Below are 13,846 nucleotides of genomic sequence, written 5' to 3' on the forward strand. Positions count from 1 at the left end.
GAGGTCACATGTAACGCGGTGTTAGACCGTCTTCCCACGCGTTCTAACGCGTGGGAAGTACACCTAACACCGCGTTACATGTCAGGAAGCGGCCCGCAGGAACTCCTCCAGGATCGGGCCGGCGGTACCCGAGCCCGACGTACCGACGTCCACGAACACGGCGACGGCGAGGTCGCCCTGGGCGGCGACCATCCAGGCGTGGGTGTTGATGGAGCCGCCCTGGTCGAACTCGGCCGTACCCGTCTTGGCGATCACCGGGGGCCCGGGGACGTCGAGGAGGAACGAGCCGCTGCCGCCGGTGACCACGCCGCGCAGCATCGACCGGAGCGCCTCGGCCTCGGCCGGCCCGGGACCGGACACGCCCTCGGGAGCCGGTGAGGTCACCGAGGTCACCAGCGACGGCACGACGAGCTTGCCGGCCTGGATGGACGCGATCACCGTGGCCATCACCATCGGGGAGGCGAGGACCTTGCCCTGGCCGATCATGTCCGCGGCCTTCTCGGTCTCGCCGGCGGGCGGCACCACGTTGCCGAAGTACGCCGGGAAGCCGAGGTCGTGGTCCACACCCATGCCGAGCGAGGCGGCGGCCTCCACGAGCGAGTCCTGGCCGAGCTTGCCGCGCTGGGAGATGAACGCGGTGTTGCACGAGTTGGCCAGCGCCGTGCGCAGCGGGATGTTGCCGAGCGCCGAGGCCGGGTAGTCGTCGTAGTTCTCGAACCGCTTGCCGTCGACCACCACCGACGACGTGCAGGGCACGACCGTGCTCGGCGAGACGCCCGCGCGCAGCAGCGCCAGCGAGGTCACCTGCTTGAACGTGGACCCCGGCGCGTACTGCCCGTACGTCGCGTAGTTGGCGCCCGCGTTGCCGGGACCGTTCGCCGCGGCCAGGATCTCGCCGGTCGACGGCCGGATCGCCACCAGCGCCGACGCCGGCCCAACGCCCGCCAACGCCTGCTCCGCCGCGATCTCGAGGTCGGTGTCCAGGGTCAGCTGGAGCGGCTGCCCGTCGACCGCGTCGACACGGAAGATCTCGCGCGTCTTGCCGTCCGAGCCGACCGCGTTGACCTCCTGGCCGGGCGTGCCGCGCAGCTGCTCGTCGTACCGCGCCTGCAGCCCGGACAGCCCGGCGACGTCGCCGATCGAGTAGAGGTCGGGGTGCTCGGAGATCATCTCGGCGGTCACCTCGCCCACCGACCCGAGGATCGCCGCCGCGAAGCCCTTGGTCGGGGCGAGCGGGAGCTCGGCGGCGATCACCGCGCCCCCCTTGATGCCGCGCATCGCGTGCAGCACCCCGCGCGGCACCTCGTCCTGGCGGTAGACGATCGCCTCCACGAACGCCAGCGGCCCTGACGCCTTCACCCGTTTCGCGTACGTCGCCACGTCGATGTCCACCAGCCGCGCCACCGCCCGCGCGTCGGCGACCGCCTTGTCCGCGGCCACCTTGGACCGATCGATGCCGATCCGGACGACCGGCCGGTTGGTCACCAGCGCCAGCCCGCCGGCGCCGAGGATGTCCCCGCGCCTCGACCCGAGGCTGACCAGGTCCAGGGTGACCGTGGGGCTCAGCGACGGCTCGATCGTGGCGACGTCCCAGGTGGCCTGCCACTCGTCGTCGAGCTCGGTCAGCGTGGCCTGCGAGGAGTACTGCCAGCCGTCCGGGCCGATCGGCCACGTCCAGTCGAAGGTCGCGGTCGCCGTCGGCGTCTCGGCACCGGCCTGCTCGCTCACGTCCGCGACCGACACCGTCGGTTCCAGCTCGCCCAGGCCCTTGACGGTCGTGGCGTACTCCTCCCCCACGGCCGCCGGGTCGTCGCCGTCCCCGAAGGAGACGTCGGCGAAGTCCCCGGACGCGAGTGCGTCGGCGTACACCTGGGCCGCGGCCTCCGGCGAGGCTCCGTCCTCGCCCCCGGACACGTCGCCCGGACCGCTCGAGTCGTCCGAGGTGCAGCCGGTGACGAGCAGGAGGGCCGCGGCGGCCAGGACCGGGCGGGCGCGTCGCATGCCGCCTGTCTACCAAACGACGCCTTGTGACCCAGCCCACAGACACGTCCGGAAGAAATAGGACTGTGGTCCGGTTACAGTCATTGAAAGTTGGACTAAACCACCAGGAGATGAGCAACCCGATGAGCATTTTCTCGCGCACCAAGACCGCCCCCGCCGGCACCGAGGCCGACTTCGAGCAGGCCACCCAGACGATCGAGGACATCACCGGCGACTACACGCTGGACGTCACCCACACCCGCCTGGGCTTCAGCGCCCGGCACGCGATGGTGACCACCGTGCGCGGCCAGTTCAAGGAGTTCTCCGGCACCGCCCACGTCGACACCCAGAACCCCGCCAACAGCAAGGTCGAGGTGACCATCGACGCCACGAGCGTCGACACCGGCAACGACCAGCGCAACGGCCACCTGACCTCGGCCGACTTCTTCGAGGTCGAGGCCCACCCGCAGATCAGCTTCGTGTCCACCGAGGTGGAGCGCGCCGACCAGACCACCTGGGTCATCACCGGCGACCTGACCATCAAGGGCACCACCAAGCCCGTCACGATCGAGTTCGAGCAGACCGGCTCGGCCCGTGACCCCTTCGGCAACCTGCGCGTCGGGTTCGAGGGCAGCACCGCCATCAACCGCAAGGACTGGGGTCTGACCTGGAACGCCGCGCTCGAGACCGGCGGCGTGCTCGTCTCCGACCGCATCAAGCTCGAGTTCGACATCAGCGCGATCCAGAACGCTGCCGTCGAGGCCTGAGCCCTCGTGCGGTGAACCGCCGCCTCAGCACGACGCCCCGACCGGTGACCCCGGGCGGGGCGTCGTCGTACGTGGGGTCGTATTTCGCGTGCACCTCCTCGGCGGCGCTGTGTTCAATGCGCGCATGGATCTTCCCGACGGCCTGACCGCCGCGCCGTACACCGTCGAGGCCCTGGACGCCGTCTTCGCGGTCGCGGCCGCCCAACAGCAGCACGACATCGGCCGGGTCGACGTCGAGCGCGCCGACTTCGAGGCCGACTGGGCACGGCCCAGCTTCGACTTCGCGAGCATGACGATGGGTGTGTACGACGGCGACCGGCTCGTCGCGTTCGGCGAGCTGATCGGCGCCAACCGGGGCGAGGTCGGCGTGCACCCGGAGTACCGCCGCCGGGGCATCGGCACCGCCCTCGCCCGCTGGATGGAGGGCGCCGCCCGCGAGCACGGGTACACCGCGATCGGCGGCCCGGTCCCCCAGGGCTCGGACGGCGACCGGCTGCTGGAGAAGCTCGGGTACGGCGTGCGCTGGACCTCGTGGGTGCTCCAGGTGCCGGCGGGCGCCACCATCCCGCACCGCGACGTGCCGGACGGCTACGAGATCCGGGCCGCGACGCCCGACGACCACGAGGCCGTCTGGAACGTCGTCGAGGACGCCTTCCTCGAGTGGTCGGTCCGCGACCGGGAGCCGTTCGAGGACTTCATCGCCACCGTCGTCCGGCGCCCCGGGCACGAGCCGTGGATGCTGCGGGTGGTCTCCGACCCGAGCGGCGAGGTGGTCGGCACGGCCTCGCTGGTGATGGCCGAGGACGGGGCCAGCGGCGAGCTGACCGAGGCGTACGTCGAGCGGCTCGCCGTCCGCAAGGACCAGCGCGGCCGGGGCCTCGCCCAGGCCCTGCTCGTCGACGCCTTCGAGCAGGGCCGGCAGCACGGCGCCCCGCGCTCCGGCCTCTCCACCGACTCGCGGACGGGCGCGCTGAGCCTCTACGAGAAGGTCGGCATGGTCGTCAGCGACACCTGGGTGAACCGAGGGATCTCGCTGTAGTTCCGCTGGTCGAGGAAGGCGCGCCAGCGCCTGTCACGAGACCCGGCGAGAGGTCCGTGGTCGTCTCACCGGGTCTCGTGACGGGACTTCGTCCCTCCTCGACCAGCGGCTCAGCGGTGGGGCTCGGCGTACGGGTCGAGCTCGGGCTCCACGTCCTCGTCGCCGAGGTCGGCCCAGTAGTCGTCGGGCTTGGTCTGGTCCGTACCTTCGGGCACCTTCATCGCGCGGAGCACCAGCGACAGCACCACGGCCACGACGAGGTTGGCGACCAACGCCAGCGCGGCGATGTAGATCTTCGTGGTCTCCGCGCCGGGGATGAGGGTCAGCGGGCCGCCGAAGTGCGAGGTCGGGTCGCCCGGCAGCGGCACGTCGTAGGCGAGCTTCGTGCCGTAGAGCATGCCGACCGCCCAGCCGGCGAGCAGCGCCCATCGGTGGAACCATCTCGTGTAGAGCCCGACCACGATCGCCGGCATCGTCTGCAGGATCCAGACCCCGCCGAGCAGCTGGAGGTTGATGGCGTACTGCTTGGAGAACGCCAGCACGAACACCAGCGCACCGAACTTGACCACCAGTGACGCCACCTTGCTCTGCTTGGCCTCCTGCGCGTCGGTCGCGTCGCGCTTGATGAACGCCTTGTAGATGTTGCGGGTCCAGAGGTTCGCCGCCGCGATCGACATGATCGCCGCCGGCACCAGCGCCCCGATGGCGATGGCCGCGAACGCGACGCCGGCGAACCAGGACGGGAACTCGTTCTCGAACAGCTGCGGGATCGCCAGCTGGGGGTTCGGCGGGTCGCCGACCGAGACGCCGGCGGCGATGGCCACGAAGCCGAGGAGGGCGAGGAGGCCGAGCAGGAAGGAGTACGCCGGGAGCAGCGCGGCGTTGCGGCGGATCACCGAGCGGTTCTTGGTGGACAGCACGGCGGTGACCGAGTGGGGGTACATGAAGAGGGCCAGCGCCGACCCGAGGGCCAGCGAGGCGTAGGCCCACTGCGCCACCGGCGGCGGCATCATCGCCTTGCCCGGCACCTGCCCGGCCGCGATCGCGTCGGCGTTCTCCTTGTTGAAGCCGTCGAAGGACGTCTGGGCGGCGTCGAAGATGTGGCCCCAGCCACCGAGCTTCGAGGGCAGGTACAGCACCGCGACGAGGATCACGACGTAGATCAGGATGTCCTTGACGAACGCGATCAGCGCCGGGGCGCGGAGGCCGCTGGAGTAGGTGTAGGCCGCGAGCACCGCGAACGCGACGAACAGCGGGATGTCCTTGACGAACCAGCTGCCGCTGTCCTGGCCCATCCCCATCACGTCGAGGACGACCTGGATGCCCACCAGCTGCAGGGCGATGTAGGGCATCGTCGCGAGGATGCCGGTGACCGCGATCGCCAGCGCAAGAGGCTTGCTGTCGTAGCGGCCGTTCACGAAGTCGGCCGGCGTGACGTACCCGTGGCGGTGCGAGACCGACCAGAGCTTCGGCAGGAACAGGAAGATGATCGGGTACGCCACGATCGTGTACGGCACCGCGAAGAAGCCGACCGCGCTGCCGGCGTACAGGGTCGCGGGCACGGCCACGAACGTGTACGCCGTGTAGAGGTCGCCGCCGATCAGGAACCAGGCGATGAACGACCCGAACCCGCGGCCGCCCAGGCCCCACTCGTCGAGGTTGTCGAGGGTCTTGGCCTTGCGCCAACGGGCCGCGGCGAAGCCCAGCACGGTGACGAGCAGGAACAGGAAGACGAAGACGCTGACCGCGACGGCGTTCACTCGCCCACCCGCCCCTGGCCGGCAGACGCGCCGCGGGCCTCACGGTCCTTGCGGTCGGCGATCCGCGACAGCGTGAACGCGACCACCGTGCAGGACGTGGCGAACAGGATCATCGCCATCTGGAACCAGAAGAAGAACGGCCAGCCGTTGAGCCGCGGGTCGACCTTGTCGTACAGCGGGACCCACAGCGGGATGACAATCGCCGGGACCAGGATGACGACGATCGCGATCCACAGGCCCCGTGTGTGGCCCCGTGATCGGCCCCGTGTTTGGCCCCTGGACGGAGAAGCGGGCGGGCGTGAGTCACTCAAGGGAAACCTCCGAGTCGGTTGCCCGAGTGAGGCTACTCACACCTCCGCCACAGGTCGAGGAGCGACGACGTCGCGTCACGAGACCCCGCGAGAGGTACGCCGACCGGGTGCGGGGTCTCGTGACGGGCCGCTACGCGGCCCTCCTCGACCAGCGGTCGTGGCGGCGACCGTGGCCGAGGCGCGCCAGCACGAACCAGACGACCAGGCCGATGAGGATCAACGGCAGGTGCGTCACGACGACGGCCGCGACGATCAGGACGAGCAGCAGCCTCAGGGGAAAGGGCAAGGTCCCGAACCAGCCACGTCCCCGCGTGACGAGCGGGCGACCGAACGGCGGGCGGCCGAAGGGCGGGCCCGGGTACGGGCGTCCGCCACGCGGGCGGTCGCTCCCCACTCCCGGGCGGTCCGCCGTGGCGTACGCGCGCTGGGCCCGGTAGCGGCTGCCGGGCAGGTCCGCGAACAGGGGCGTCAGCTCCGAGGCCGTCCTCGCGGACATCACCCGGTCCAGTCGCTCCTGGTGCTCGTCGGCCGTCAGCCGACCCTGCGCGAAGTGCTCGCCGAGCTCCTCGGCCGCGGCCGTCCGGTCGGCGTCACCGATCCTGATCTCGGGCATCAGCGCTCTCCTCCGTCCATCCCCTGGTAGTCGTCCTCCTCGCCCTCGACCATCGGGTCCGCCGACGGGTCGTCGTACGGGCTCCGGTCGTCGCCCTCGGCAAGCAGGCCGTAGAGCTGGCGGCGTGCCTCGACGAGGATGTTGATGGCCTCGCGGCGCTGGCGGTCGGTGCCGGTGGTGACGATCTGCCACACCGCGGCCATGACCTGGCCGATCTCGGGCTTGAGCGAGGAGTACTCCGTGCCCGGGCCCTGCTGCCGGCCCTGCTCACCGGTCGGGCCGCCGAACGGCGCCCAGGTCTCGGCCAGCTCGTCGGCGTGCTCCTCGACGTAGCGGCGTCCGTCCTCGGTGAGGCGGAGGGTACGGCGGCCGCGCTCGTCGTCGGCCTCGACCAGGCCCTCGTCCTCGAGCTGCTGGATGGTCGGGTACACCGAGCCGGGGCTGGGCTTCCAGCGCCCGCCGCTGCGCTCGGCGATCTGCGAGATGAGCTGGTAGCCGTTCAGCGGCTCGTCCTTGAGCATGTCCAGGATCGCCGCGCGCACGTCGCCGCGGCGTACCTTCGGGCCGCGCTGCGGCTGGCCCTGGGCCAGGCCGAAGAGCTCGGCGATCCACGGCGGAGGACCCTGACGGCCGCGCCGGCCGCGCGGGCCGTCCCAGCCGCCGCCCCACCCGGACCCGGGGCCGTTGCCCCAGTCCCCGGCCCAGCCGCTGCGGTGCTGCCCCCAGCGCTGTTCTGCGTGCCGGCTCCACTGCCGGCCGAAGTCGTGGTCTCCCATGATGTCTCCTTGTTTCGGGTCGCGATCTGGTCGACCCCTCGCCGACCGTTCACGATATATCGCGATCGTACGAGCGACTGTCGGGGAGTTCAAGGACAATCGCGCGCAGGATTCCCCGGCTGACCGGGGAAACCGACCGCCCTCAGAGCTCGTCGCGGCGGCGGACCAGGTACGCCGCCTCGGCGGGGTTGTCGATGAGGGCCAGGGCGGCGTCGTACGCCGCCCGGGCGTCGGCGGGGCGGTCGAGGCGGCGGAGCAGCTCGGCGCGGGTGACGTGCCAGGGGTGGTAGGTGTCGAGGGCGAGCTGGTCGACGGCGGCCAGGCCCACGGCCGGGCCGTCGAGCTCGCTGATCGCGACGGCGCGGTTGAGGGCCACGACCGGCGAGGGGGAGATCGCGAGCAGCTGCGCGTACAGCGCCGCGATCTGTGCCCAGTCGGTGTCGGCGGAGGTCCGGGCGGTGGTGTGCACGGCGTTGACGGCGGCCTGGATCTGGTAGACGCCGGGACGGTTGACGGCGAGGCACTCGCGGACGAGGGCGAGTCCCTCGGTGATCTGCTCGGCGTCCCAGGTGGCCCGGTCCTGCTCGGTGAGCGGGACCAGCTCCCCGGACGCCGAGAACCGGGCCGTACGCCGCGCATCGGTCAGCAGCATCAGCGCCAGCAGACCCGCGACCTCGGGCTCGGTCGGCAGCAACGAGCGGAGCACCCGGCACAGCCGGATCGCCTCGGCGGTCAGGTCGGTCCGCATCCCCGAGGAGCCGGACGTCGCGAGGTACCCCTCGTTGAAGACCAGGTAGAGCACCGCCAGCACTCCGGACAGTCGGGCGGGCAGGTCCTCCGCGTCCGGAACGCGGTAGGGGATGTTGGCGGCCGCGATCTTCTTCTTCGCCCGCGTGATCCGCTGGCCCATGGTGGTCTCGGTGACCAGGAACGCCGCGGCGATCTCGGGCACCGTCAGGCCGCCGAGCAGCCGCAGCGTCAGGGCCACGCGCGCCTCGGGAGCGAGCGCGGGGTGGCAGCAGATGAAGATGAGGCGGAGCCGGTCGTCCTCGACCGCTCCGGTCGGTTGGTGCGGGGTCGGGTCGGCGATCATGGCGGCCTGCTGGTGCTTGGCGTCGCGATGGGACTCGCGGCGGATCTTGTCGATGCCCCGTCGGGCGGCGGTGGTGGTCAGCCACCCGCCGGGGTTGGGAGGTACGCCGTCGACCGGCCACCGCTCGACGGCGACGAGCAGGGCCTCGGCGGCGGCGTCCTCGGCGAGGTCGATGTCGCCGAAACGACGGATCAGCGAGGCGACCACCCGGCCGTACTCCTCGCGGAAGATCCGCTCGACCTCGGCCTCCGTGGTCCGCGAGGTCTCCGTCACGCCGGCTCGGGCTGGAACGGCCGTACCTCGACCTTGCCCTCACAGGCGGCCGACGCCTCGGCGGCCAGCTTGAGGGCGGCGTCGAGGTCGGGGGCCTCGATGACCCAGAACCCCCCGATCCACTCCTTGGCCTCGGCGAACGGGCCGTCGGTGATGATCGGCTCGCCGCCGGTGGCGTCGACCGTGGTGGCCGTCTCGATCGGCTCGAGCCCGCCACCGAACACCCAGATCCCCTCGTTCACGAGCTTCTGGTTGAACACGTCGACCTGGTCGTACATGCGCTGCATGTCGTCGCCGGTGGGCATCGCCTCTCCCTCGACGGTGTGCACGGACATCATGTACTGGGTCATGGTCGGTCTCCTTCGTCGTCCTCGTCGGGCGGGCCGGGTGGCCCGCTCATCCTCTCCACGAACGGCCGGCACCGCATCCGACAGCTCGTCCCGTCCGGGGTTTCGCCTCCTCGTCCGAGGGGTAGGGGGACGGCGCCCCTGAACCCACCTGACGTGAAACAGCCTCAAGAGAGAAGAGTGAATGGTGCCCTCGACCCGCAAGACGCCCGCCCTGCTGGCGGCGGTGATCACGTTCCTGGCCCTCGTCGCCGGGACGACGTCGATCCCCACGGCCCAGGCAGATGACGGGGCGGCCGGCCCGCTCGCCGCCCGCCGCGTGGCCACCAAGTTCAAGTCCATCCGCTGGCCGGCGTCCCCGGCGGTCTACGGCACCGCGGCGTACGTCAACGGCTCGATCAAGAGCAAGAAGCGCAAGAAGCGGGTCGTGGTCCTCCAGCAGAAGCTGCCCTCGGGCTGGATGAAGGTCGACAAGGACAAGACCAACGGGCACGGCCGCTTCCACCTCAAGGCGAAGACGAGCTGGTACCACAAGAAGCTGAAGTTCCGGGTCGTCGTGCAGCCCACCCGGCGTGCGGCCGGCAACGCCAGCAAGGGCCACGGCTTCACCGTGAACCCGGAGTACGCCCCCCTCGGCAACCCCGGCGCCTGGACGCGGATCGCGCCCGGCTACAAGGTGCAGTTCAACCCCTGCCAGCCGGTCCGTTGGCGGCTGAACACCCAGTACGCCCCGGTCGGCGTGAAGGCCGAGGTCACAACGGCGTTCGAGCAGCTCTCCAAGGCCACCGGCATCCGGTTCGTGTACGCCGGCAAGACCCACGCGATCCCCGGCAGCAAGCGCGGGTGGCCCGGCAACACCAACATGGTCGTCGCCTGGGCCAAGCCCTCGCAGACCAAGTGGAACCTCTACGGCAACGTGATCGGCCGCGGCGGCCAGATCTACACCGCCAACGCACGCACGGCCACGGGCAAGCGGGCCTACCAGATCACCCGGTCCGGGCTGGTGCTCGACAACACGTTCCCGGCGCCGGCCGGATTCGTCGGCCCGAACGCCCGCGGCTCGATCATCGCCCACGAGCTCGGGCACGTGGTCGGCCTCGGCCACACCGGCGACAACAACCAGCAGATGTACCCGTCGGCGCAGAACGTCAACAACGGCGTCTACCAGGCCGGCGACCTCAACGGCATGCGGCACGTCGGCCTGATGACCGGCTGCCTCAGGCGGAGCGGCGGCCACGGCCGCGAGCTGCCGAGCTTCGTGCCGGAGCCTCAGCCGGTGGTCTCGCTCGCGCCCCGGAGCTGACCAGCGGTCCACAAGCGGCCCGCCTCGTCGGCCAGTGCCGACTGGGCGCGCCGCATCGCGTCCGCACGTATCTCGGTCGCGTGCGCCTCGCCGTACGCCTGCCCGATCCGGTTGTTCTCCCGGTCGACCGTGCTGTCCCGCGCGTCGCCCGACAGCCGCTCGTGCTCCAGCCCGACCGCCTCGGCGACCGCACGCCCGTACGCCGCGGTGATCCACGCCTGCCACACGAAGTGGCGCACGGCGTTCTCCGCCCGCCAGCGTCGCGGGTAGCGCCGCCGCGCCAGCACGAACGCGTACGCCGACCCCTCGACCACCCGCGCCGCGTCACGTCGCCCCAGCCCGGCCGACCGCGCGGCGCCGTACACACCGGGCACGGCACGCACCGCCCACCGGGCGACCCACCGCACGTTCACCCGCGACATCCTCGCTCACCGCCCGCCGCGCCCTGGCCCGGCGGGCGGTGGCCTGTGATGATGTCGGCGGACAGGGAGGTCCGGGGGTGCCGCGAGTGGGGTCGGCGGGAGGACTCGGGCTGGTCGGCCGCGATGCTGAGCTGGACGCGGTACGGCGAGCCCTGGACAGCCGCGCCCTCGTGGCGATCACCGGCCTGCCCGGGGTCGGCAGGTCGGCGCTCGCGGCAGCGGCGGCTGCCGAGCTGGCGGCGGACGGCGTCGCCAGCGTGGTCGTACCGCTCCGTGCCGTGGAGGACTCCATGGGCGCCGCGGACGCCGTGCTGGCCGAGCTGCCCGGCGACAACCTGAGCACGTCGCTCCCCGAGGCCCTGTGGGAGGCGTACGACGGGGCGCCGGTGGTCGTGGTGCTCGAGGACGTCGACCGGGTCGAGGGTCTCGTCGAGCTCGTGACCGGGCTGCGTGCCGGCTACCCCGGAGCGACGGTGCTGTGCACCGCGCTGCGTCCCCTCCACGCGCCGGACGAGCGCGTCGTCCGCGTGGCCGCCCTGTCGCTGCCCGGCGACGACGCTCCGCGTGACCATCCGGCGTTGCTCGTGTTCGCCGAACACGCCTGGATCGACCTCGACGACCCGGCGGTGCGCGCCGACGCCGCACGCATCTGCCGGGAGGCCGGCGGCCTGCCCGGCTCGATCGTCCTGGCGGCGGCCCGGGTCCGCACGCTGGGTCCGTCGGTCGTCGCCCATGCCCTCGCCGGCCACGACGGGATCGACGCCGCGCTCGGCTGGACGTTCGAGCTGCTGACGAAGGCTGCGCAGCAGACGCTCGTGCAGCTCTCCGTCTTCGTCGGCCCCTTCCAGCTCGACGCGGTCGCTGCGGTCGTCGACCGTGGCCCGACCTCGGGGGACCCGGCCGATGACGTGCTGGAGCTCGTCGACGCCCACCTCGTCGAGCCCTCGCCCGGCCGCGAGGGCGAGGCGCGCTTCGTGCTGCCCGGCCCCGTCCGCCGGTTCGCCCGGCACCTCCTCGTCTCCGGCGACCTCGCCGACGGCGTGCGCGACCGGCACGCGCTCTACTACGGCAACCGCGGCCGCGCGGGCGCGGACATCGTCCGCCGCGAGTGGCCGGACATCGCGGCGGCACTGGACCACGCGCTGGACACCGGCCGGCTCGACGACGTCCTGGCCGCCGCGGTGGCCCTCGCGCCGGACGTCCAGGAGGTGCCCGGCGCGAAGGCATCGCTCGAGGAGCGCATCGGCGACCTGCTGGCCCGCGACCAGCCGGTGCCCGACCGGCTCCGGGCGCAGGCCCTGATGTGGTCCACGTCGACGTTCACCGGCGGCGAGTCCGGTGACATGCAGCGGGTCGGGCTGTGGACGGCCCGGCGACTGGCCGAGGCGGCCGGGCTGGCTCGCGAGTCAGGTGACGGGCCGGCGCTGCTGGCCGTGCTCGACCGGACCGTGCGGTCCCTGCGGATCACGCTCGACCTGGCGTCGGCGGTCGCCGCGGCCCACGAGGGCCTGGAGCTCGCGCGCCGGCTCGACGACCAGCGCGCCCTCTCCCGCTTCGAGTGCTGGGTCAGCATGGCCGCTCGGACCGCCGGCGACGCGGAGGGTGCCGTACGGCTGGCCACGTCGGCCGTCGTGCGCGGTCGCGAGCACGGCGACCCCGTCTCCACCACGGCGGGTGCCCAGCTCCTGCTGACGCTGCCGGAGGAGCTGCGACCGGTCCTGGACCCGCCGCTGCCGACGCTCGAGGAGCTGCTCGAGGACTGCATCCGGCTGGAGCAGCCGTTCACCGCGATGACGGTGCTCGGTGCGCTGGCGCACCAGGCTCATGCTCGCGGCGAGGACCCCGCGGCCGCGCGCTGGATCTGGCGGCTGCTGATGATCGGCGCGAACCGGCAGCGGACCGAGCCGATGGCCACCCTCGGCGGGGTGGCCCTGCTGCTCTCGGTGGCACTGGCCCTGGGCGAGGAGGAGGACGCGGCCCGGCTGCGCGAGTGCACGCGACCGCTGGAGCTCTTCGTGCCGTACTGCATCGGTCCCCCCGCGATGGTGGACTACCAGCGCGACACCGCCCGGCTGGACGACACGGTGCCGCAGGACCGGCGTGCCGCGCTCGCGGGCGAGGTGGCCGCCCAGGGGATGGCCAAGGTCAACCCGTGGGCCCAGGACCTCGCCCGTCGGCTGGCCGGGCACCGGCCGGCCTCGCCCACCGGACGCGCGGATGCGCCGACCGACCTCACCCCCCGTGAGCTCGAGGTCCTGGCGGAGCTGGCGTCGGGCCGGACCAACCGGGAGATCGCGGAGATCCTCGGGATGTCGGCGAAGACCGTCATGCACCACTCGGTGGCGATCTACCGCAAGCTCGGGGTCCGCGGGCGCACGGGAGCGACGGCCTGGGCCGTCGAGCACGGGGTCACCCGCTAGAGGCGTTCCTCGACGACCACGTGCACGGAGTCGCCCTCGCCCTTGCCGATCGCCCGGCGGACGGCGGCCTTCACGGGGAGCTTGTGGGTGCCGTCGCCCAGCGCCATGAACGACGACTCGAAGGCGTGGCCGTCCACGGTGCCGCGCACCTTCACCAGGCCGCGGGTGCCGAAGAACTCCACCGACCCGGGCCACACGACGTACGTCCAACCGCCGCTGGCCGGGCTCGTGCGCAGGGTCTCGTCGAACTCGACGAGGTGCTTCTTCTGGGTTGCCATGGCGTGTGGACCTCCTCGGGGGGCCGGACTCATCGCATCGCTGTCCGTCTCCGTCCGCACCCTCAAGCGGTGCGAGCAGGCGGTGGGCGTCGAGGTCTAGCCGCTGGTGGCGTCCAACAGCTGGAGGAGGTCGTGGGCGGCGAGCTCGACCTCCTTGTGCCGCCACTCGCTCGCCCGGTAGACGCAGGCGATCAGGGCGGTGCGGTGGACGCGGCGCAGGTCGCCGTACACGAACGCGTAGCGGGCCTTGGTCTCGTCGTGGGCGCCCTCGGTGAGGCCGAGGTGCCAGGCGGCGTACTCGTCCCACGAGTGCTTGTCGAGGTAGGCGTTCTGGTCGTCCGCGCCGGGCTGCACGTCGCCCCAGTCGCTGTCGAGGACGTACTGCTTCTTCTCGATCAGCTCGCGGCAGTGCGCGACGGCGGCCTTGTTCACCGAGTACGTGGCCATGCCCGCCATCCTGCCCG

General features: G+C 72.0%; 14 protein-coding genes. 4 read left to right on the top strand and 10 right to left on the bottom strand.

Annotated elements, in window-relative coordinates; all coding sequences use genetic code 11:
- Positions 1-81 precede the first annotated feature (81 nt).
- Positions 82-2,001: a penicillin-binding transpeptidase domain-containing protein gene (locus ISU07_RS02115; RefSeq protein WP_194705089.1), complete on the bottom strand. Its 1,920-nt coding sequence runs from the start codon at positions 1,999-2,001 to the stop codon at positions 82-84.
- A 122-nt stretch (positions 2,002-2,123) separates the two neighbouring features.
- Here ISU07_RS02115 and ISU07_RS02120 point away from each other — a divergent pair, with 122 nt between their 5' ends.
- Positions 2,124-2,747 (top strand): YceI family protein, encoded by a 624-nt coding sequence (locus tag ISU07_RS02120; protein ID WP_194705090.1) that lies wholly within the window; start codon positions 2,124-2,126, stop codon positions 2,745-2,747.
- Between the two features lie 124 nt (positions 2,748-2,871).
- The gene (locus ISU07_RS02125; protein WP_194705091.1) at positions 2,872-3,786 is read left to right on the top strand and encodes a GNAT family N-acetyltransferase; all 915 of its coding nucleotides are present in this window, start codon (positions 2,872-2,874) and stop codon (positions 3,784-3,786) included.
- A gap of 110 nt (positions 3,787-3,896) precedes the next feature.
- Here ISU07_RS02125 and mctP read toward each other — a convergent pair whose 3' ends face one another.
- The 6 genes from mctP to ISU07_RS02155 all read right to left on the bottom strand — a co-directional run bounded on the left by mctP (position 3,897) and on the right by ISU07_RS02155 (position 8,962).
- The gene (gene mctP, locus ISU07_RS02130) at positions 3,897-5,546 is read right to left on the bottom strand and encodes a monocarboxylate uptake permease MctP (RefSeq protein WP_194705092.1); all 1,650 of its coding nucleotides are present in this window, start codon (positions 5,544-5,546) and stop codon (positions 3,897-3,899) included.
- The gene (locus ISU07_RS02135; RefSeq protein ID WP_228521084.1) at positions 5,543-5,857 is read right to left on the bottom strand and encodes a DUF3311 domain-containing protein; all 315 of its coding nucleotides are present in this window, start codon (positions 5,855-5,857) and stop codon (positions 5,543-5,545) included. The genes mctP and ISU07_RS02135 overlap by 4 nt, the downstream gene beginning before the upstream one ends.
- 130 nt (positions 5,858-5,987) lie before the next feature.
- Entirely contained in the window at positions 5,988-6,470 is a 483-nt protein-coding gene (locus ISU07_RS02140) for a DUF1707 SHOCT-like domain-containing protein (protein ID WP_194705093.1), read from the bottom strand.
- Positions 6,470-7,246 (bottom strand): PadR family transcriptional regulator, encoded by a 777-nt coding sequence (locus ISU07_RS02145; RefSeq protein WP_194705094.1) that lies wholly within the window; start codon positions 7,244-7,246, stop codon positions 6,470-6,472. The genes ISU07_RS02140 and ISU07_RS02145 overlap by 1 nt, the downstream gene beginning before the upstream one ends.
- Before the next feature lie 142 nt (positions 7,247-7,388).
- Positions 7,389-8,612, bottom strand: a complete 1,224-nt coding sequence (locus tag ISU07_RS02150; protein ID WP_194705095.1) for an RNA polymerase sigma factor — start codon at positions 8,610-8,612, stop codon at positions 7,389-7,391.
- A complete protein-coding gene (locus ISU07_RS02155) occupies positions 8,609-8,962 on the bottom strand; it encodes a YciI family protein (protein ID WP_194705096.1) in 354 nt (117 codons plus the stop codon). Before ISU07_RS02155 ends, ISU07_RS02150 begins: the two co-directional genes overlap by 4 nt.
- Positions 8,963-9,146: 184 nt before the next feature.
- On the opposite strand from ISU07_RS02155, the gene ISU07_RS02160 reads away from it, so the two are divergent.
- Positions 9,147-10,262 carry a matrixin family metalloprotease gene (locus ISU07_RS02160; RefSeq protein WP_194705097.1) on the top strand — a complete coding sequence of 372 codons (1,116 nt, stop codon included), beginning with the start codon at positions 9,147-9,149 and terminating at the stop codon, positions 10,260-10,262.
- Here the strand turns inward: ISU07_RS02160 and ISU07_RS02165 are convergent.
- On the bottom strand, positions 10,229-10,675 hold the full coding sequence (locus ISU07_RS02165; RefSeq protein ID WP_194705098.1) for a DUF6973 domain-containing protein: 447 nt from the start codon (positions 10,673-10,675) through the stop codon (positions 10,229-10,231). The two genes, ISU07_RS02160 and ISU07_RS02165, sit on opposite strands and share 34 nt — an antisense overlap.
- A gap of 95 nt (positions 10,676-10,770) precedes the next feature.
- Here ISU07_RS02165 and ISU07_RS02170 point away from each other — a divergent pair, with 95 nt between their 5' ends.
- Positions 10,771-13,104, top strand: a complete 2,334-nt coding sequence (locus ISU07_RS02170; protein WP_194705099.1) for a LuxR C-terminal-related transcriptional regulator — start codon at positions 10,771-10,773, stop codon at positions 13,102-13,104.
- Here the strand turns inward: ISU07_RS02170 and ISU07_RS02175 are convergent.
- Together ISU07_RS02175 and ISU07_RS02180 are read right to left on the bottom strand one after the other, a co-directional pair.
- Positions 13,101-13,382 (bottom strand): DUF1905 domain-containing protein, encoded by a 282-nt coding sequence (locus ISU07_RS02175; RefSeq protein ID WP_194705100.1) that lies wholly within the window; start codon positions 13,380-13,382, stop codon positions 13,101-13,103. The genes ISU07_RS02170 and ISU07_RS02175 overlap by 4 nt on opposite strands.
- 96 nt (positions 13,383-13,478) lie before the next feature.
- Positions 13,479-13,829, bottom strand: coding sequence for a hypothetical protein (locus ISU07_RS02180; RefSeq protein WP_194705101.1), 351 nt, complete (start codon positions 13,827-13,829; stop codon positions 13,479-13,481).
- Positions 13,830-13,846: the final 17 nt, after the last annotated feature.

Origin of the sequence: Nocardioides islandensis (genome assembly GCF_015352455.1) — a bacterium.
Classification (GTDB): Bacteria; Actinomycetota; Actinomycetes; order Propionibacteriales; family Nocardioidaceae; genus Nocardioides; species Nocardioides islandensis.

Bases quoted from the DNA above. Each gene is read 5' to 3' on its own strand.
- ISU07_RS02115 (WP_194705089.1), bottom strand. From the start codon at position 2,001: ATGCGACGCGCCCGCCCGGTCCTGGCCGCCGCGGCCCTCCTGCTCGTC.
- ISU07_RS02120 (WP_194705090.1), top strand. From the start codon at position 2,124: ATGAGCATTTTCTCGCGCACCAAGACCGCCCCCGCCGGCACCGAGGCC.
- ISU07_RS02125 (WP_194705091.1), top strand. From the start codon at position 2,872: ATGGATCTTCCCGACGGCCTGACCGCCGCGCCGTACACCGTCGAGGCC.
- ISU07_RS02140 (WP_194705093.1), bottom strand. From the start codon at position 6,470: ATGCCCGAGATCAGGATCGGTGACGCCGACCGGACGGCCGCGGCCGAG.
- ISU07_RS02145 (WP_194705094.1), bottom strand. From the start codon at position 7,246: ATGGGAGACCACGACTTCGGCCGGCAGTGGAGCCGGCACGCAGAACAG.
- ISU07_RS02155 (WP_194705096.1), bottom strand. From the start codon at position 8,962: ATGACCCAGTACATGATGTCCGTGCACACCGTCGAGGGAGAGGCGATG.
- ISU07_RS02175 (WP_194705100.1), bottom strand. From the start codon at position 13,382: ATGGCAACCCAGAAGAAGCACCTCGTCGAGTTCGACGAGACCCTGCGC.
- ISU07_RS02180 (WP_194705101.1), bottom strand. From the start codon at position 13,829: ATGGCCACGTACTCGGTGAACAAGGCCGCCGTCGCGCACTGCCGCGAG.